General features: G+C 62.3%; 19 protein-coding genes. All 19 read left to right on the forward strand.

The window, feature by feature from the left end:
* Positions 1 to 653 (forward strand): RNA methyltransferase (locus K675_RS0118180; RefSeq protein ID WP_017904913.1); only part of this gene is annotated, 653 nt, incomplete at its 5' end.
* 2 nt (positions 654 to 655) lie between these two features.
* Positions 656 to 1432, forward strand: coding sequence for a serine O-acetyltransferase (cysE, locus tag K675_RS0118185; RefSeq protein ID WP_026145313.1), 777 nt, complete (start codon positions 656 to 658; stop codon positions 1430 to 1432).
* A gap of 247 nt (positions 1433 to 1679) precedes the next feature.
* Positions 1680 to 2171, forward strand: a complete 492-nt coding sequence (gene iscR / locus K675_RS0118190; protein ID WP_026145314.1) for a Fe-S cluster assembly transcriptional regulator IscR — start codon at positions 1680 to 1682, stop codon at positions 2169 to 2171.
* Between the two features lie 54 nt (positions 2172 to 2225).
* Positions 2226 to 3440 carry an IscS subfamily cysteine desulfurase gene (locus tag K675_RS0118195; RefSeq protein ID WP_017904916.1) on the forward strand — a complete coding sequence of 405 codons (1215 nt, stop codon included), beginning with the start codon at positions 2226 to 2228 and terminating at the stop codon, positions 3438 to 3440.
* 101 nt (positions 3441 to 3541) lie between these two features.
* The gene (gene iscU / locus K675_RS0118200) at positions 3542 to 3928 is read left to right on the forward strand and encodes a Fe-S cluster assembly scaffold IscU (RefSeq protein ID WP_007929523.1); all 387 of its coding nucleotides are present in this window, start codon (positions 3542 to 3544) and stop codon (positions 3926 to 3928) included.
* A 45-nt stretch (positions 3929 to 3973) separates the two neighbouring features.
* Positions 3974 to 4297 (forward strand): iron-sulfur cluster assembly protein IscA, encoded by a 324-nt coding sequence (gene iscA / locus K675_RS0118205; protein WP_017904917.1) that lies wholly within the window; start codon positions 3974 to 3976, stop codon positions 4295 to 4297.
* Between the two features lie 8 nt (positions 4298 to 4305).
* Positions 4306 to 4827 (forward strand): co-chaperone HscB, encoded by a 522-nt coding sequence (hscB, locus tag K675_RS0118210; RefSeq protein WP_026145315.1) that lies wholly within the window; start codon positions 4306 to 4308, stop codon positions 4825 to 4827.
* Positions 4828 to 4872: 45 nt separating this feature from the next.
* Positions 4873 to 6735 carry a Fe-S protein assembly chaperone HscA gene (hscA, locus tag K675_RS0118215; RefSeq protein WP_017904919.1) on the forward strand — a complete coding sequence of 621 codons (1863 nt, stop codon included), beginning with the start codon at positions 4873 to 4875 and terminating at the stop codon, positions 6733 to 6735.
* Positions 6736 to 6737: 2 nt separating this feature from the next.
* The gene (gene fdx, locus K675_RS0118220; protein ID WP_017904920.1) at positions 6738 to 7079 is read left to right on the forward strand and encodes an ISC system 2Fe-2S type ferredoxin; all 342 of its coding nucleotides are present in this window, start codon (positions 6738 to 6740) and stop codon (positions 7077 to 7079) included.
* 14 nt (positions 7080 to 7093) lie between these two features.
* Positions 7094 to 7294, forward strand: a complete 201-nt coding sequence (gene iscX / locus K675_RS0118225) for a Fe-S cluster assembly protein IscX (RefSeq protein WP_017904921.1) — start codon at positions 7094 to 7096, stop codon at positions 7292 to 7294.
* A gap of 104 nt (positions 7295 to 7398) precedes the next feature.
* Entirely contained in the window at positions 7399 to 7824 is a 426-nt protein-coding gene (gene ndk, locus K675_RS0118230; protein WP_010452767.1) for a nucleoside-diphosphate kinase, read from the forward strand.
* Between the two features lie 28 nt (positions 7825 to 7852).
* A complete protein-coding gene (gene rlmN / locus K675_RS0118235; protein WP_026145316.1) occupies positions 7853 to 9001 on the forward strand; it encodes a 23S rRNA (adenine(2503)-C(2))-methyltransferase RlmN in 1149 nt (382 codons plus the stop codon).
* A 12-nt stretch (positions 9002 to 9013) separates the two neighbouring features.
* Positions 9014 to 9772, forward strand: a complete 759-nt coding sequence (gene pilW, locus K675_RS0118240; protein WP_017904923.1) for a type IV pilus biogenesis/stability protein PilW — start codon at positions 9014 to 9016, stop codon at positions 9770 to 9772.
* Positions 9772 to 10794 carry a RodZ domain-containing protein gene (locus tag K675_RS0118245; RefSeq protein ID WP_017904924.1) on the forward strand — a complete coding sequence of 341 codons (1023 nt, stop codon included), beginning with the start codon at positions 9772 to 9774 and terminating at the stop codon, positions 10792 to 10794. The genes pilW and K675_RS0118245 overlap by 1 nt, the downstream gene beginning before the upstream one ends.
* Before the next feature lie 3 nt (positions 10795 to 10797).
* Entirely contained in the window at positions 10798 to 11907 is a 1110-nt protein-coding gene (gene ispG, locus K675_RS0118250; protein WP_017904925.1) for a flavodoxin-dependent (E)-4-hydroxy-3-methylbut-2-enyl-diphosphate synthase, read from the forward strand.
* 22 nt (positions 11908 to 11929) lie between these two features.
* The gene (gene hisS / locus K675_RS0118255; protein WP_017904926.1) at positions 11930 to 13219 is read left to right on the forward strand and encodes a histidine--tRNA ligase; all 1290 of its coding nucleotides are present in this window, start codon (positions 11930 to 11932) and stop codon (positions 13217 to 13219) included.
* A gap of 41 nt (positions 13220 to 13260) precedes the next feature.
* Positions 13261 to 13902 carry a tetratricopeptide repeat protein gene (locus K675_RS0118260; protein ID WP_017904927.1) on the forward strand — a complete coding sequence of 214 codons (642 nt, stop codon included), beginning with the start codon at positions 13261 to 13263 and terminating at the stop codon, positions 13900 to 13902.
* The gene (bamB, locus tag K675_RS0118265) at positions 13895 to 15046 is read left to right on the forward strand and encodes an outer membrane protein assembly factor BamB (protein ID WP_026145317.1); all 1152 of its coding nucleotides are present in this window, start codon (positions 13895 to 13897) and stop codon (positions 15044 to 15046) included. Before K675_RS0118260 ends, bamB begins: the two co-directional genes overlap by 8 nt.
* A 279-nt stretch (positions 15047 to 15325) precedes the next feature.
* Positions 15326 to 16795, forward strand: a complete 1470-nt coding sequence (gene der / locus K675_RS0118270) for a ribosome biogenesis GTPase Der (protein ID WP_017904929.1) — start codon at positions 15326 to 15328, stop codon at positions 16793 to 16795.
* Positions 16796 to 16816: the final 21 nt, after the last annotated feature.

Genomic DNA, 16816 nt, shown 5'->3' on the forward strand with positions numbered 1-16816 from the left:
TCGAGCCGCGGGTTTTCCCTTCCGCCGAAGCCGACGCACGGGCCTCCGGGGCCACCGATATCCTTGAAAACGCCGAAGTCGTCGCCACCTTGGAGCAGGCGCTGGCCGGCTGCACCCTGGTGCTGGGTACCAGTGCCCGCGATCGCAGCCTGCCCTGGCCGATGCTGGAGCCGCGCGAATGCGGGGTGAAGGTGCTCGAGGAGGCGGCGCAGGGGGTGCGGATCGCCCTGGTGTTCGGGCGTGAGGACTCCGGGCTGACCAATGACGAGTTGCAGCGATGTCATTACCACGTGCATATCCCATCGGACCCCGGTTTCAGCTCGCTGAACCTGGCGGCCGCAGTGCAGGTGCTCAGTTATGAGGTGCGCATGGCCTGGCTGGCGCTGGAAGGTCGGCCGCACAAGGTCGAGAAGGGGGAGGTGGGCGAAGAGCTGGTCACCATGGATGAGCTGGAGCGCTTCTATGAGCATCTGGAGCAGACGCTGGTGGCGATCGAGTTTCTCGACCCGGAGAAGCCCCGGCACCTGATGGCGCGTCTGCGCCGGCTGTATGGCCGTAGCTCGGTCAGTCGAGTGGAAATGAACATTTTGCGTGGCATCCTCACGGAAACCCAGAAAGCGGCCCGTGGTGAGCTCCTCAAGCGGAAGGAATGATGATGTTCGAACGTTTGCGTGAAGATATCCAGAGTGTATTCCATCGTGATCCGGCGGCCCGCAATGCCTTCGAGGTGCTGACCTGCTATCCGGGCATGCATGCCATCTGGCTGCACCGCCTGAGTCACGGGTTGTGGGTGCGCAACTGGAAGCTGCTGGCGCGGGTGGTGTCGAACTTCGGCCGCTGGCTGACCGGTATCGAGATTCATCCCGGGGCCAGGGTCGGGCGGCGCTTCTTTATCGACCATGGCATGGGGATCGTGATCGGTGAAACCGCCGAGATCGGCAATGACGTGACCCTCTATCAGGGCGTGACCCTGGGGGGTACCAGCTGGAACAAGGGCAAGCGTCATCCGACGCTGGAAGATGGCGTGGTAGTGGGGGCGGGCGCCAAGGTGCTGGGGCCGTTCACGGTCGGTGCCGGGGCGAAGGTCGGTTCCAATGCGGTGGTGACCAAGGCGGTGCCGGCAGGTGCCACGGTGGTCGGTATTCCCGGGCGGATCATCATGAAGTCAGATGGTGAGCAGGAGGCCAAGCGCAAGGCGATGGCCGAGAAGCTCGGTTTCGATGCCTACGGTGTCAGTGGCGACATGCCGGATCCGGTGGCGCGGGCCATCGGGCAGATGCTCGATCATCTGCAGGCGGTGGATGGGCGCCTGGAGGGCATGTGCGGTGCGCTGAAGGACCTGGGCAGCAACTACTGCGCCAAGGATCTGCCGGAGCTGCATTGCGAGGGTTTTGCCGAGGTGAAGGCGGAAGGTGAGGCCAAGGTCGGTTGATCGGTGGCGGGTTTTCGGGCCTGTTCGCGCCGGACCGCCGCGAAAGCGTCTCCGGAGTCGCTAAAAGCGTCACCCGGCGATGCCGCTGAAGCCATCGGCCTAGCGCGATGCCATTATGCGTGGACTTTGCTATGATACGCGCGCTCTTTTGCGGGTAAACCTGACTAAAGTACTAGGTCTTATAGTTGACTTAAATACTCGGGAATCGCATACTCGTACCCATTCCGTAACTCCGTGGTAATTGTCCATGCGACTGACTACAAAAGGCCGATACGCCGTGACCGCCATGCTTGACTTGGCGTTGCACGCGCAACACGGGCCGGTGTCCCTGGCCGATATCTCCGAGCGCCAAGGCATCTCCCTGTCCTACCTCGAACAGCTGTTCGCCAAGCTGCGCCGCAGCAACCTGGTTTCCAGCGTCCGTGGTCCGGGTGGCGGCTACCAGTTGTCGCGCGACATGCAGGGGATCCAGGTCGCCCAGGTGATCGATGCAGTTAATGAATCGGTCGACGCCACCAAATGCCAGGGATTGGGTGATTGCCATTCCGGCGACACCTGTCTGACCCACCACCTGTGGTGCGACCTCAGCCTGCAGATCCACGAGTTTCTCAGTGGCATCAGCCTGGCGGACCTTGTCACTCGCCGTGAAGTGCAAGAGGTTGCCCTGCGTCAGGACCAGCGCCGCTGCAATAGCAAGGCGCCACGCCTGGATAAGATCGAAGCGTCCGCCGTCGAATGAATGACAGCCAAAGAGCCCGCGGTGCGCCAGCCAGCCTGATTTAGGAGAAAGTCCATGAAATTGCCGATTTACCTTGATTACTCAGCGACCACCCCGGTTGATCCGCGTGTCGCGCAAAAAATGAGTGAATGCCTGCTGGTCGACGGAAACTTCGGTAACCCGGCCTCGCGTTCCCACGTGTTCGGCTGGAAGGCCGAAGAGTCCGTGGAGAATGCTCGCCGTCAGGTCGCCGACCTGGTCAATGCCGATCCGCGTGAAATCGTCTGGACTTCCGGTGCCACCGAGTCCGACAACCTGGCGATCAAGGGGGTTGCGCATTTCTACCACACCAAGGGCAAGCACCTGATCACCAGCAAGATCGAGCACAAGGCGGTCCTCGACACCATGCGCCAACTGGAGCGCGAAGGTTTCGAAGTCACCTACATCGAACCGGGTGAAGACGGTCTGATCACTCCGGCCATGGTCGAAGCCGCCCTGCGCGAAGACACCATTCTGGTGTCGGTGATGCACGTGAACAACGAAATCGGCACCGTCAACGACATCGCCGCCATTGGCGAGCTGACCCGCTCGCGCGGAGTGCTGTTCCACGTTGACGCCGCCCAGTCGACCGGCAAGGTCGAGATCGACCTGCAGAAACTGAAGGTCGACCTGATGTCGTTCTCCGCCCACAAGACCTATGGTCCGAAAGGTATCGGCGCGCTGTACGTCAGCCGCAAGCCGCGGGTGCGCCTGGAAGCGACCATGCACGGTGGCGGTCATGAGCGCGGCATGCGCTCCGGCACCCTGGCGACCCACCAGATCGTCGGCATGGGTGAAGCCTTCCGCGTGGCCAAGGAAGACATGGCCGCCGAGAACGTGCGGATCAAGGCTCTGAGCGAGCGATTCTTCAAGCAGGTCGAGCACCTGGAAGAACTGTACGTCAACGGCAGCCTGACCGCCCGCGTACCGCACAACCTGAACCTGAGCTTCAACTACGTCGAAGGCGAGTCGCTGATCATGGCGCTCAAGGACCTGGCGGTCTCCTCCGGCTCTGCCTGCACCTCGGCTTCGCTGGAGCCTTCGTACGTACTGCGTGCCCTGGGCCGCAACGACGAGCTGGCGCACAGCTCGATCCGCTTCACCTTCGGCCGTTTCACCACCGAGGAAGAAATCGACTACGCCGCGCAGAAAGTCTGCGAGGCCGTGACCAAGCTGCGTGCCCTGTCGCCACTGTGGGACATGTTCAAGGATGGCGTCGATATCTCGAAGATCGAGTGGGCGGCACACTAAACAAAGAAGCCGCCACATACAGATCCTGTAGCGACGCGGCAAATGATGTCTGGCGTAGCTGCAGGGTCGAGAGCGGCCCTGATGAGTGAGGAATAAGTACCATGGCTTACAGTGAAAAGGTCATCGACCACTACGAAAACCCGCGCAACGTCGGCAAGATGAATGCCGAGGATCCGGATGTCGGCACCGGCATGGTCGGCGCCCCGGCGTGCGGTGACGTGATGCGCCTGCAGATCAAGGTCAACGAGCAGGGCATCATCGAAGACGCCAAGTTCAAGACCTATGGCTGCGGTTCGGCCATCGCCTCCAGCTCCCTGGCTACCGAGTGGATGAAGGGCAAGACGCTGGACGAGGCGGAAACCATCAAGAACACTCAGTTGGCCGAAGAACTGGCCCTGCCGCCAGTGAAGATCCACTGCTCGGTACTCGCCGAAGACGCCATCAAGGCCGCCGTTCGCGACTACAAGCAGAAGAAAGGCCTGATCTGACCGATCCGGTGTTGAAGATTTGAGCGAAAAGCTAAGGAGTCCCCGATGGCTATCAGCATGACAGAAGCGGCTGCTCGACACGTGCGACGCTCCCTCGACGGGCGCGGCAAGGGTGAAGGCATTCGCCTGGGTGTTCGCACCACAGGCTGTTCCGGCCTTGCCTACGTGCTGGAGTTCGTCGACGAGGTGGTGGCGGAAGATCAGGTGTTCGAAAGTCACGGCGAGAAAGTGATCATCGACCCGAAAAGCCTGGCCTACCTCGATGGCACCGAGCTGGATTTCGTCAAGGAAGGGTTGAACGAAGGCTTCAAGTTCAACAACCCCAACGTGCGCGGTGAGTGTGGCTGCGGCGAAAGCTTCAACGTCTGAGGCTATTCGTGGGTACTCCTTGTCATTTCGCCTTGTTCGAGCTGCAACCGAGCTTCACGCTGGACCTCGATCAGTTGGCCGCGCGCTACCGCGAGTTGGCGCGCGCCGTTCATCCGGATCGCTTCGCCGACGCCTCCGAGCGTGAGCAGCGCCTGGCGCTCGAGCGTTCCGCCAGCCTCAATGAGGCCTACCAGACCCTCAAGAGTCCGCCCAAGCGTGCGCGCTACCTGTTGGCGTTGAATGGCGGCGAGTTGCCGGTGGAAGTCACCGTGCACGATCCCGATTTCCTCATGCAGCAGATGCAGTGGCGTGAAGAGCTCGAGGATCTGCGGGACGACGCCGACCTGCCGGGCATTGCCGCCTTCAAGCGGCGCCTGAAGGCCGCCCAGGATGAGTTGAACGAAAGCTTCGCCGCCTGTTGGAGCGACGCAGCGCAACGTGAGCAGGCCGAGCGCCTGATGCGGCGCATGCAGTTCCTCGACAAGCTCACCTACGAAGTGCGCCAGCTAGAAGAGCGCCTCGACGATTAACCCCGTGCCGCCGCACGCCTGATATTCAGATAAGTCCAGATAACCATGGCCCTACTGCAGATCGCCGAACCAGGCCAAAGCCCACAGCCGCACCAGCGTCGTCTGGCGGTGGGGATTGACCTGGGTACCACCAATTCGCTGGTCGCTGCATTGCGCAGTGGTCTTTCCGAGCCCCTGGCCGATGCCGACGGGCAGGTGATCCTGCCATCCGCGGTGCGCTACCACGCCGATCGCGTCGAGGTCGGGCAGTCGGCTCGTCTGGCAGCCTCCAGCGACCCGCTCAATACCGTGCTTTCGGTCAAGCGCCTGATGGGTCGTGGCCTGTCGGACGTCAAGCAGCTGGGCGAGCAACTGCCTTACCGCTTTGTCGGCGGCGAGTCGCACATGCCGTTCATCGACACCGTGCAGGGGCCCAAGAGCCCGGTGGAAGTCTCCGCCGATATCCTGCGGGTGTTGCGTCAGCGCGCGGAAGCGACCCTGGGTGGCGAGCTGGTCGGGGCGGTGATCACCGTGCCGGCGTATTTCGATGATGCTCAGCGCCAGGCGACCAAGGATGCCGCGCGTCTGGCCGGCCTGAACGTCCTGCGCCTGCTCAATGAGCCGACTGCGGCGGCGGTGGCCTATGGTCTGGACCAGCATGCCGAGGGCGTGGTGGCGATCTATGACCTGGGCGGTGGCACTTTCGATATTTCCATCCTGCGCCTCACTGGTGGGGTGTTCGAAGTCCTCGCGACCGGTGGCGACAGTGCCCTGGGCGGCGACGATTTCGACCATGCGATCGCCGGCTGGATCATCGAGCAGGCCGGCTTGTCGGTGGACCTTGATCCGGGGGCACAGCGCAGCCTGCTGCAGGCCGCCTGCGCGGCCAAGGAAGGATTGACCGAGGCGGCTGCGGTCGAAGTGGCCTATGGCGACTGGCGTGCCCAACTGACCCGCGAAACCTTCGATGCCCTGATCGAGCCGATGGTCGCCCGTAGCCTCAAGGCCTGCCGTCGTGCCGTACGTGACTCGAACGTCGAGCTCGAAGATGTGCATGCGGTGGTCATGGTCGGTGGTTCGACCCGCGTGCCGCGCGTTCGCAGCGCGGTGGCCGAGATGTTCGGCCGTCAGCCGCTGACCGAGATCGACCCGGACCAGGTGGTGGCCATTGGTGCCGCGATCCAGGCCGATACGCTGGCTGGCAACAAGCGCGACGGTGGCGAACTGTTGCTGCTGGACGTCATTCCACTGTCCCTCGGTCTTGAGACCATGGGCGGTCTGATGGAGAAGGTGATTCCGCGCAACACCACGATTCCCGTGGCGCGGGCCCAGGATTTCACTACCTACAAGGACGGCCAGACGGCCATGGCGATTCACGTGTTGCAAGGCGAACGTGAACTGATCAGTGACTGCCGCTCGCTGGCGCGCTTCGAACTGCGTGGCATTCCGGCCATGGTCGCCGGCGCGGCGAAGATCCGCGTGACCTTCCAGGTCGATGCCGACGGCCTGCTCAGCGTCTCGGCCCGTGAACTGGGCTCGGGCGTCGAGGCGAGCATCCAGGTCAAGCCGTCCTACGGCCTGACCGACGGCGAAATCGCCCGTATGCTCAAGGATTCGTTCCAGTATGCCGGCGATGACAAGGTCGCCCGCGTGCTGCGTGAACAGCAGGTCGATGCCCAGCGCCTGATCGAAGCGGTGCAGGCGGCCCTGGAGGCTGATGGCGAGCGTCTGCTCGACGCCGAAGAGCGTCTGGTCATCGAATTGCAGGTGCAGGAACTGAGCGAACTGATAAAAGGAACCGATGGCCATGCCATCGAGCAGCAGACCAAGCGTCTGTCGCAAGTGACCGATGCCTTTGCGGCCCGGCGCCTGGATTCGACGGTGAAAGCCGCGCTGGCCGGACGCAACCTGAACGAGATTGAGGAATAACGATGCCGCAGGTCATTTTTCTGCCCCACGAGAAGTTTTGCCCGGATGGCATGGTGGTCGAGGCCGAGCCCGGTACTTCCATTCTCGATCTGGCCCATGAGCACCACATTGAGATGGAAAGCGCCTGCGGTGGCGTCTGTGCCTGCACCACCTGCCACTGCATCATTCGCGAGGGCTTCGACTCGCTGGAGGAAGCCGATGAGCTGGAAGAGGACTTCCTCGACCGTGCCTGGGGGCTGGAGGCGCAATCGCGCCTGGGTTGCCAGGCGATCGTCGGTACCGAAGACCTGACGGTCGAGATTCCCAAGTATTCGCTCAACCACGCTGCCGAAGCGCCGCACTGAGTCAAGGACATAACATGAGCCTGAAGTGGACGGATGTGCTGGAAATCGCCATCCAACTGGCTGAAAGCAAGCCGGAAATCGACCCGATGTCGGTCAATTTCGTCGATCTGCGCAAGTGGGTCATGGAGTTGCCGGAGTTCGACGACAAACCGGAACACTGTGGCGAGAAGATTCTGGAGGCCATCCAGGCCCACTGGATCGAAGAACGCGACTGATCCGGCGGTAAGATCAAGCAATACCCGAGTTAGGCAATACCCAAGAACCCGCGTATAATTCGCGGGTTTAATTTTTCGCAAATTATCGTTTCTGGAGTTACACCATGGCTGTTCAACGCACTTTCTCCATCATCAAGCCTGACGCTGTTGCAAAAAACGTCATCGGTGAGATCACTACCCGTTTCGAAAAAGCCGGCCTGCGCGTTGTCGCTTCGAAACTCAAGCAACTGTCGAAAGCCGAAGCCGAAGGTTTCTACGCCGAGCACAGCGCTCGTGGTTTCTTCGCCGACCTGGTTGCCTTCATGACTTCCGGTCCGGTTGTCGTCCAGGTGCTGGAAGGTGAAAACGCCATTGCTCGCAACCGCGAGCTGATGGGCGCCACCAACCCGAAAGAAGCCGCTCCAGGCACCATCCGCGCCGACTTCGCCGAGTCCATCGACGCCAACGCCGTTCACGGTTCGGACTCCGAAGCCGCCGCTGCCCGCGAAATCGCTTACTTCTTCGCTGCTACCGAAGTAACCACTCGCTAAGCCACGGCTGACGAGTGAAGGTGAATCCATGACTACATCTGCTGTTAAAACCAACCTGCTGGGCCTGACCCAGCCGGAAATGGAGAAATTCTTCGACTCGATCGGGGAGAAGCGTTTCCGTGCCGGTCAGATCATGAAGTGGATTCACCACTTTGGCGTCGACGATTTCGACGCCATGACGAATCTCGGCAAGGCCTTGCGCGAAAAGCTCAAGAACGTTGCCGAAATTCGCGGTCCCGAAGTGGTCAGCGAGGACATCTCCAGCGACGGCACCCGCAAGTGGGTGGTGCGCGTGGCGTCCGGCAGCTGTGTCGAGACCGTCTACATTCCCCAGGGCAAACGCGGTACCCTGTGCGTTTCGTCCCAGGCCGGCTGTGCCCTGGATTGCAGTTTCTGCTCCACCGGCAAGCAAGGCTTCAACAGCAACCTCACCGCCGCCGAAGTGATCGGCCAGGTGTGGATTGCCAACAAATCCTTCGGCAGCGTCCCGGCGACCATCGACCGCGCCATCACCAACGTGGTGATGATGGGCATGGGCGAGCCGCTGCTGAACTTCGACAACGTCATCGCCGCCATGCACCTGATGATGGACGACCTGGGCTACGGCATCTCCAAGCGCCGCGTGACCCTGTCGACCTCCGGCGTGGTGCCGATGATCGATGAACTGGCCAAGCACATCGACGTGTCCCTGGCGTTGTCGCTGCACGCACCGAACGATGCGCTGCGCAACCAGTTGGTACCGATCAACAAGAAGTATCCGCTCAAGGTGCTGCTCGAGTCGTGCCGCAACTACATGTCCAGCCTGGGCGAGAAGCGCGTGCTGACCGTCGAGTACACCCTGCTCAAGGATGTGAACGACCAGCCCGAGCACGCGCTCGAGATGATCGAGCTGCTCAGGGACACGCCGTGCAAGATCAACCTGATCCCGTTCAACCCGTTCCCCCATTCGGGGTACGAGCGTCCGAGCAACAATGCGATCCGGCGCTTTCAGGATCTGTTGCACCAGGCCGGCTACAACGTCACGGTGCGCACCACCCGCGGTGAAGATATCGATGCGGCCTGCGGGCAGTTGGTCGGGCAGGTGCTCGATCGCACCCGTCGCAGCGAGCGTTATATCGCGGTGCGCGAGCTGAGCGCCGATGCCGATATGCCGCGCAGCGCTTCGAGCCGAACCTGAGAGAGGATCTCCATGACCTTGCGCGCTGCGCTCCTTGTACTGTTCGTCGGCCTGTTGGCCGGCTGCGTTTCGACGGGCAATGTCGATCCGATGAGTACCAGCAAGGGACGTGATGAAGCGCGCATGGCTTATGTTCAGTTGGGCATCGGTTACCTGCAGCAGGGGCAGACCGAGCAGGCCAAGGTTCCGCTCAAGAAAGCCCTGGAGCTCGACAGCTCCGATGCCGATGCCAACGCCGCCCTGGCGCTGGTGTTCCAGGCCGAAATGGAATGGGACCTGGCCGACCAGCATTTTCGCAAGGCGCTGTCGTCCCGGCCGAACGATGCGCGGATTCTCAACAACTACGGTGGTTTCCTGTACGAGCGCAAGCAGTACAAGCAGGCCTACGAGCGCTTTGAACAAGCTGCCGCCGACAGCCTTTATCCCGAGCGTTCGCGGGTCTACGAGAACCTCGGGCTGACCGCTCTGGCCCTGGGCGATCGCGAATTGGCGCGGCAGAACATGGACAAATCCCTAAGGCTCAATCGCCAGCAGCCGCGTGCCCTGCTGGAAATGGCTGAGTTGTCTTACGAAGACAGGCATTATGTGCCGGCGCGTGATTATTACGAGCGGTTCAGCCAGCTCAGCGAGCAGAATGCCCGTAGTCTGTTGCTCGGTATCCGCCTGGCGAAGATTTACGAAGATCGCGACAAGGTCGCCAGTTACGGCCTGCAATTAAAACGACTCTATCCCGGTACGCCGGAATATCAGCAATACCTGTCGGAGCAATGATGAAAGCGGCGCATCCAGAAGTTGTAGCAGCCACTCGCGTAAATCCCGGTGAAACCCTGCGTCAGGCCCGCGAAAGCAATGGCTGGACGCTGGCCGAAGTGGCCCTCAAGCTCAACCTGACGAGCACCTCTCTGAGCAACCTGGAGGCCGGTGCCTTCGACAAGTTGCCAGGGCATACCTTTGCCCGGGGGTACATCCGCGCGTACGCCAAGCTGCTGGGCATGGATCAGACCGTGCTGGTGCAGCAGTTCGACCAGTGCACCGGCACCGACTCCCAGGGCAGCAACGTCCACGCCCTGGGGCGTATCGAGGAGCCGGTGCGGGTTTCCCATACCATCTTGCGCATCGTCAGCCTGTTGCTGCTGATTGCCGTGATCGGTGGCGGTTTTGTCTGGTGGCAGGACCAGACCAGTCAGCGCACCAAGGACCAGGCGGCGATCAGCATGGAGCACGTCGAGGTCGAAAGCGCCGACGGCACCACGCAGATTCATCCGATCGACGAGCCGGAAGACCAGGCGGTCGCGCAGAATCAATCCAATCCGGAAGCAGAAGCTGCCGCGCCTGCCGCTGAAGCTATGGCGTCAGCCCCGGCACCTGCCGCCACCGCCGCCGCACAGGCTGCTCCAGCCGCCCAGGCCGTGGTGCCGGTGCCGCACGCGGCACAATCGCTGGTGGTACCACCGCAGCCGGCGCCAAGCCCGGTTTCGCCGGTGTCGCCAACCGCCCCGGTCAATGGCGCCCCGAGTGTCCCGGCTGCGGCGGCCAGCGCGCCGGTAGCTGGCGCGGGCCAGGTTCATGTGACCTTCATCGCCGATTGCTGGACCCAGGTCACCGACGGCGCTGGCAAGGTGCTGTTCAGCGGTCTCAAGCGCAAGGGCGATTCGCTCGAAGTCAGCGGCAAGCCGCCCTTCGCGGTACGCCTGGGCTATGCCAAGGGCGCCCAGGTCACCTATAACGGGCAGGCGGTCGATGTCGCTCCGTTCACCAGCGGCGAGACTGCTCGCCTGAAGCTAGGTCAATAAGTCATGCACGGCGAATCCCCAATCAAGCGTCGCGAATCGCGTAAAATCTGGGTCGGCTCGGTGCCGGTGGGCGGCGATGCGCCTATCGCGGTGCAGAGCATGACCAACAGCGACACCAACGATGTGGCGGCCACGGTCGCCCAGATCAACCGCCTGGAAGCGGCTGGCGTCGACATCGTCCGGGTGTCCGTACCGGACATGGATGCGGCCGAAGCCTTCGGCTGGATCAAGCAGCAGGTCAAGGTGCCGCTGGTTGCCGATATCCACTTCGACTACAGGATCGCGCTGCGAGTGGCCGAGCTGGGCGTGGACTGCCTGCGCATCAACCCGGGCAACATCGGTCGTGAAGACCGGGTGCGCGCGGTGGTCGATGCCGCCCGCGACCGTGGCATCCCGATCCGTATCGGCGTCAACGCCGGCTCCCTGGAAAAGGATCTGCAGAAGAAGTACGGCGAGCCGACCCCGGCAGCGCTGGTAGAGTCCGCTCTGCGCCACGTGGAGCACCTGGAGCGCCTGAACTTCCAGGACTTCAAGGTCAGCGTGAAGGCTTCCGACGTGTTCATGGCGGTGGAAGCCTACCGCCTGCTGGCCAAGGAAATCGTCCAGCCGCTGCACCTGGGCATCACCGAAGCGGGCGGTTTGCGTTCGGGTACGGTGAAATCGGCGGTCGGCCTCGGTATGCTGCTGGCCGAAGGGATTGGCGATACTATTCGCATCTCGTTGGCGGCCGACCCGGTCGAGGAAGTGAAAGTCGGCTACGACATTCTCAAGTCCCTGCACCTGCGGTCCCGTGGGATCAACTTCATCGCCTGCCCGAGCTGCTCGCGGCAGAACTTCGATGTGGTCAAGACCATGAACGAGCTGGAAGGGCGCCTGGAGGACCTGCTGGTACCGCTGGATGTCGCGGTGATCGGCTGTGTGGTGAACGGTCCCGGTGAAGCCAAGGAGGCCCATGTCGGCCTGACCGGCGGCACCCCCAACCTGATCTACATCGACGGCAAGCCGTCGCAGAAACTGACGAATGACAACCTGGTGGATGAGCTGGAAAAGCTGATCCGGCAGAAGGCGGCCGAAAAGGTCGAAGCTGACGCGGCAGTCATCGCCCGCGGCTGATCGAAGAATTTAAGGAATATCTGTGAGCAAGTCTCTGCAAGCCATTCGTGGCATGAACGACATCCTGCCCGAGCAGACGCCGCTGTGGCGTTATTTCGAGGGCACCGTCGCCCGTTTGCTGGATAACTACGGTTACAAGCAGATCCGCATGCCGATCGTCGAGTTCACCGAGCTGTTCAAGCGCTCCATCGGTGAAGTGACCGACATCGTCGAGAAGGAGATGTACACCTTCGAGGACCGCAACGGCGACTCCCTGACCCTGCGTCCAGAAGGTACCGCGGCCTGCGTGCGCGCGGTGCTGGAGCACGGCATCAGCGGCGGCGGCCAGCAGCAGAAACTCTGGTACATCGGGCCGATGTTCCGCCACGAGCGTCCTCAGAAGGGCCGCTATCGCCAGTTCCACCAGATCGGCTGCGAAGTGTTCAACATCGACGGTCCGGACATCGATGCCGAGCTGATCGTGCTGACCTGGCGCCTGTGGGGGCTGCTGGGCATCCAGGATGCGGTCAAGCTGGAACTCAACAGCCTGGGCACCAGCGAGTCCCGCGGCCGTTATCGTGAAGCCCTGGTGGAGTACCTGTCCGCGCGCTTCGAGCAACTGGACGAAGACAGCCAGCGTCGCCTCAAGACCAACCCGCTGCGCGTGCTCGACACCAAGAATGCCGATACCCAGGCGGTGCTGGTGGACGCGCCGAAGCTGGCCGACTACCTCGATGAAGAGTCGCGCGCGCACTTCGACGGCCTCAAGGCCCGCCTCGATGCCGCCGGCATTCCGTACGTGATCAACCCCAAGCTGGTCCGTGGCCTGGACTACTACAGCAAGACCGTGTTCGAGTGGGTCACCGACAAGCTGGGCGCCCAGGGCACCGTGTGTGCCGGTGGCCGCTACGACGGCCTGGTCGAGCAGATGGGCGGCAAGCCGACCCCCGGCGTTGGCTTCGCCATGGGTATCGAACGCCTGATCCTGCTGCTGGAAACCCTGGAGCAGGTGCCGGAAGAGATTTCCCGCCAGGTCGACGTCTACCTCTGCGCCTTCGGCGAGGCCGCCGAGCTGGCGGCGCTGGCCCTGAGCGAGAAGGTCCGTGACCAGTTGCCGAACCTGCGTTTGCAGATCAATGCCGGTGCCGGTAGCTTCAAGAGCCAGTTCAAGAAAGCTGACAAGAGTGGTGCGCTGTACGCCTTGATCCTCGGTGACGACGAATTGGCTCAGCAAGTGGTAGGTTTCAAACCCCTGCGTGGCCAGGGCGAGCAACAAAGCATTGCCTGGGAGGCTCTTTCCGAGCACTTGTCCACCTGCGTCGTGCAGGGTTGAAGCTGTTAGAACAGCCGATTTAGAGAATAAGGAGTATTGGGGTGTCGAGTTCCGAAGAAGATCACGTAGCCGAGTTGAAGGAATGGTGGCAGCGCAACGGCAAACCCCTGGTCACTGGCGGCCTGCTGGCGCTGGTGGTGGTGTTCGGCTGGCAAGCCTGGCACAAGTACCAGAACAACCAGTCGCAAGGTGCCTCGGTGCTCTATCAGGAGCTGTTGGAAAGCACCCTGACGCCTGATGGCAAGCCCGATCCGGCGCGTGTGGCCGACCTGGCCGGCAAGCTCAATACCCAGTATGGCGGTAGCGCCTACGCGCAGTACGGCAGCCTGTTCGTCGCCAAGGTCGCGGTCGACACCGGCAAGCTGGACGACGCCGCCACCGAGCTCAAGGCCGTGGTCGACAAGCCGGTCAATGCCACCCTGGGTGAAGTCGCGCGTCAGCGTCTGGCTCAGGTGCTGGCTGCCCAGAACAAGGCCGACGAAGCGCTGAAGCTGCTCGATGGCGATACCGACAAGGCGTTCCTGGCCAGTCGTGAAGAACTCAAGGGGGACCTGCTGGTTCAACTGGGTCGCAACGATGAGGCCCATGCCGCGTACCAAAAGGCCAAGGCGGCGCTTTCCGATGAGGCGGCGGTCGGTGGCTTACAAATCAAGCTCGACGACCTGGCCAAAGGGGATGCGTAACGTGATCCGTTGGAAACATGCAGCATTGCTGGCCCTGGCCATTCTGGCCGCGGGTTGCAGCAGCAACAGCAAGAAGGAATTGCCACCGGCCGAGCTGACTTCCTTCAAGGAAGAAGTGGTTCTGCAGAAGCAGTGGAGCCGCTCCATTGGCGATGGCCAGGGCAAGATCTACAACCAGTTGGTTCCCGCGGTCGACGGCGACACCCTCTACGCGGCTGATGACAGCGGCGTGGTGGTGGCCATGGACCGCATGAACGGCGACGTGAAGTGGAAGAAGGACCTGGAGCTGCCAGTATCCGGCGGCGTCGGCGTCGGCTACGGCCTGGTGATGCTGGGTACGCTCAAGGGCGAGGTCATTGCCCTGGATTCCAGCAGCGGCGAAGAGAAATGGCGTGCCCGCGTCACCAGCGAGGTGCTGGCTCCGCCGGCCAGCAACGGTGACGTGGTGGTGGTCCAGACCCAGGATGACCGCGTGATCGGCCTCGATGCCTCCACCGGCAACCAGCGCTGGCTGTACGACAGCTCGCCGGCGGTACTGACCCTGCGTGGCACCGGTGCCCCGCTGGTGACCAACCACCTGGCGGTGGCGGGCCTGTCGACCGGCAAGGTCGTTGCGCTGGACACCCAGAACGGCGTCCCGGCCTGGGAAACCCGTGTGGCGATTCCACAAGGTCGTTCCGAGCTGGAGCGGGTGGTCGATATCGACGGTGGCCTGCTGTTGTCCGGCGGTACCTTGTATGTCGCCAGCTATCAGGGCCGCATGGCTGCCCTGGACCTGGAAAGCGGCCGGATCCTCTGGCAGCGTGATGCGTCCAGCTATGCTGGCGTAGCCCAGGGCTTCGGCAGCGTCTACGTGGCACTGGCTTCGGGCACCGTCGAAGGTGTCGACGAGCGTTCGACCACCGCTATCTGGAGCAACGACTCTCTGGCACGTCGCCAACTGTCGGCACCGGAGGTGTTCTCCAGCTACGTGGCGGTCGGCGACTTCGAAGGCTACCTGCACCTGCTGAGCCAGGTGGACGGTCGCTTCGTCGGTCGCGAGCGTATCGACAGCGATGGCCTGCGGGTTCGTCCGCTGGTGGTGGGTGACATGATTTACGTGTATGGCAACAGCGGCAAACTGGAAGCCCTGACCATCAAGTAGTTTTTAGCTCCTGAAGCTGCCGAGCGAAGAGCATGCAAGGCGAAGGTCAGTGAGTAGCGGAGTTGACATTAGTCAATGAGCATTGCGAACTGATTTTCAACGCCGCATGATCGAGCGCAGGCGCTTCAGGTGCAGAAACAGGCTTTGACTATGCTTGGGGGAATCCCCAAGCCGCCTCGCTCCGCGAGGTTTGCGACACCTTGCGGTGCCGCCCCCGAGCACCAGCCGCTGCCATGCAGCGGCTTTTGTATTTTCTGAAATAACGAAGTGGAGAGCCGCATGGTTCCCGTAATCGCCCTGGTGGGCCGACCGAATGTCGGCAAGTCCACCCTGTTCAACCGCCTGACCCGCAGCCGTGACGCCATCGTCGGCGACCTGTCCGGTCTGACCCGTGATCGCCAGTACGGTGAGGCAAAGTGGCAGGGGCGTTCCTACATTGTGATCGACACCGGCGGTATCTCCGGCGACGAGCATGGCATGGACGAAAAGATGGCCGAGCAGTCGCTGCTGGCCATTGAAGAAGCCGATGTCGTGCTGTTCCTGGTGGATGCCAAGGCCGGCTACACCGCCGCCGACCAGATGATCGGCGAGCACCTGCGCAAGCGCAACAAGCGTTCCTACGTGGTCGCCAACAAGATCGACAACATCGATCCGGACATGGCCCGTGCCGAGTTCAGTCCGATGGGGCTTGGCGATGCGCTGCCGATCGCCGGTGCGCACGGTCGCGGCATCAACCAGATGCTGGAAATCGTCCTTGGCGAGTTCCCCCGTGACGAGGCGGAGCCTGAAGAGGGCGAGGCCGAGGAAGTCGCCGAAGGCGAGGAGGCCACGCGCATTCCGGGCCCGAGCGAGAAGGATGGCATCAAGATCGCCATCATCGGTCGGCCGAACGTCGGCAAGTCGACCCTGGTCAACCGCATGCTCGGTGAAGACCGGGTGATCGTCTACGACCAGCCAGGCACCACCCGCGACAGTATCTATATCCCGTTCGAGCGCAACGAGGAGAAGTACACGCTGATCGACACCGCCGGTGTGCGCAAGCGTGGCAAGATCCACGAGGAAGTCGAAAAGTTCTCCGTGGTGAAGACCCTGCAGGCGATCAAGGACGCCAACGTGGTGATCTTCGTCATGGACGCCCGCGAGGGCGTGGTCGACCACGACCTGAACCTGCTTGGCTTCGCCCTGGAGGCTGGTCGTGCGCTGGTCATCGCCCTGAACAAGTGGGACGGCATGACCCCGGGCGAGCGCGACTACGTGAAGACCGAGCTGGAGCGCCGGCTGTTCTTCGTCGACTTCGCCGACATTCACTTCATCTCGGCGCTGCACGGCACTGGCGTGGGCAACCTGTACCAGTCGGTGCAGAACTCGTTCAAGTCGGCGGTGACCCGCTGGCCGACCAGCCGCCTGACCCAGATCCTCGAGGATGCGGTGTCCGAGCACGCGCCACCGATGGTCAACAACCGCCGGATCAAGCTGCGTTATGCCCACCTGGGTGGTGCCAACCCGCCGCTGATCGTGATCCACGGCAACCAGGTCGAGAAGGTTCCGAATTCGTATGTGCGTTACCTGGAAAACACCTACCGTCGGGTGCTGAAACTGGTCGGTACGCCGATCCGCATCGAGTTCAAGGGCGGCGAGAACCCCTTCGAAGGCAAGAAGAACACGCTGACCGACCGCCAGGTCAACAAGAAGCGTCGCCTGATGTCGCACCACAAGAAAGCCGAGAAGAAGCGCCGCGACAAGCGCTGATCCCGGACTCTGGAGAGGGCG

The sequence above is a fragment of the Pseudomonas fuscovaginae SE-1 genome, assembly GCF_000364705.1.
Lineage (GTDB): Bacteria > Pseudomonadota > Gammaproteobacteria > Pseudomonadales > Pseudomonadaceae > Aquipseudomonas > Aquipseudomonas fuscovaginae_A.

Coding starts and splice junctions, on each gene's coding strand:
- iscU (WP_007929523.1), top strand. CDS start 3,542: ATGGCTTACAGTGAAAAGGTCATCGACCACTACGAAAACCCGCGCAAC.
- ispG (WP_017904925.1), top strand. CDS start 10,798: ATGCACGGCGAATCCCCAATCAAGCGTCGCGAATCGCGTAAAATCTGG.
- ndk (WP_010452767.1), top strand. CDS start 7,399: ATGGCTGTTCAACGCACTTTCTCCATCATCAAGCCTGACGCTGTTGCA.
- pilW (WP_017904923.1), top strand. CDS start 9,014: ATGACCTTGCGCGCTGCGCTCCTTGTACTGTTCGTCGGCCTGTTGGCC.
- bamB (WP_026145317.1), top strand. CDS start 13,895: ATGCGTAACGTGATCCGTTGGAAACATGCAGCATTGCTGGCCCTGGCC.
- hscA (WP_017904919.1), top strand. CDS start 4,873: ATGGCCCTACTGCAGATCGCCGAACCAGGCCAAAGCCCACAGCCGCAC.
- K675_RS0118195 (WP_017904916.1), top strand. CDS start 2,226: ATGAAATTGCCGATTTACCTTGATTACTCAGCGACCACCCCGGTTGAT.
- iscR (WP_026145314.1), top strand. CDS start 1,680: ATGCGACTGACTACAAAAGGCCGATACGCCGTGACCGCCATGCTTGAC.
- der (WP_017904929.1), top strand. CDS start 15,326: ATGGTTCCCGTAATCGCCCTGGTGGGCCGACCGAATGTCGGCAAGTCC.
- cysE (WP_026145313.1), top strand. CDS start 656: ATGTTCGAACGTTTGCGTGAAGATATCCAGAGTGTATTCCATCGTGAT.
- iscA (WP_017904917.1), top strand. CDS start 3,974: ATGGCTATCAGCATGACAGAAGCGGCTGCTCGACACGTGCGACGCTCC.
- rlmN (WP_026145316.1), top strand. CDS start 7,853: ATGACTACATCTGCTGTTAAAACCAACCTGCTGGGCCTGACCCAGCCG.
- iscX (WP_017904921.1), top strand. CDS start 7,094: ATGAGCCTGAAGTGGACGGATGTGCTGGAAATCGCCATCCAACTGGCT.
- fdx (WP_017904920.1), top strand. CDS start 6,738: ATGCCGCAGGTCATTTTTCTGCCCCACGAGAAGTTTTGCCCGGATGGC.
- K675_RS0118245 (WP_017904924.1), top strand. CDS start 9,772: ATGAAAGCGGCGCATCCAGAAGTTGTAGCAGCCACTCGCGTAAATCCC.